Origin of the sequence: Comamonas faecalis, assembly GCF_039538025.1 — a bacterium.
GTDB classification, from domain to species: Bacteria; Pseudomonadota; Gammaproteobacteria; order Burkholderiales; family Burkholderiaceae_C; genus Comamonas_C; species Comamonas_C faecalis.
On sequence record NZ_BAABBP010000064.1, the window covers coordinates 1 to 1,019 of the forward strand.

At 60.1% G+C, this 1,019-nt stretch carries 1 protein-coding gene; it reads left to right on the top strand.

The window, feature by feature from the left end; genetic code table 11:
• The coding region (locus ABD767_RS17200; protein ID WP_344870010.1) for an IS4 family transposase at positions 1–1,009 on the top strand (1,009 nt) is incomplete at its 5' end.
• Positions 1,010–1,019 lie beyond the last annotated feature (10 nt).

Here is a 1,019-nt window from a genome sequence, read left to right on the forward strand (position 1 = left end):
GTTTCGGCACACCGCCGCTCAATGGGCACACCAGGAAGCTGGCCGCCATCGTTGGCAAGGCTTGGCCTTGTATGCACTCGATGGTGTCGTCTGGCGCGCCCCTGATACGCAAGAGAATCGAGAGCACTTTGGTTGTCAGCGCAACCACGCAAACCACCAAAGTCCGTTCCCGCTGGTGCGCATGGCCTGCTTGCTCGATGCCCGCGCACGTTTGTTGATCGATGCCAGTCTGGATGCCTACGACACCAGTGAATACACCCTGGCACAGCGCCTGTGGCCACAGATGCCGCCGGACTCGCTGGTGATCGTGGACAAAGGGTTTTACTCGGCAGGTCTGTTGTGGCCGCTGCAGCACCGACAAGGGCGCCACTGGCTGATTCCTGCACGCGCGGGGCTCAAGGGTGAGGTGGTGCAAACGTACGGTTCAGGCGATGTGCGCTTGCGCATGAAGGTCTCACCGCAAGCGCGCAAGAAAGACCCCGAGCTGCCGCTGACGTGGGAAGTGCGGGCCATCACCCGTGAGCTCGATGGCAAGCCCAAGACCTTGTTCACATCCCTGGCGGATGCAGCCCGCTACCAGGCCGATGAAATATTCGCGCTTTACCACGAGCGCTGGGAGATTGAGCTGGCTTACGGGGAGATGAAGACAGACATGCTGGGACAGGCGATGACGCTGCGCAGCCAGCAACCGGAGGGGGTCAAGCAGGAACTGTGGGCCACCTTTTTGATGTACAACCTGATTCGTCTGGAGATCACGCGCATTGCCGATGAGGCCAAGGTGCAGCCTTGTCGTATCAGCTTCATCACGGCGCTGCGCTACATCGTCGATGAATGGATGTGGAGTTCCGGCTCCAGCACGCCAGGTGCGATTCCGGCAAAGCTCAAGGCCATGCGGCAAAACATTCGCCGCTTTGTGCTGCCACCTCGCAGACCCGACAGACGTTACCCGCGTGAGGTGCGCATGACCAAGACTCACTACCCCATCAAGAAAAATGCCGCTCAGGCTTAACTGAGCGGCA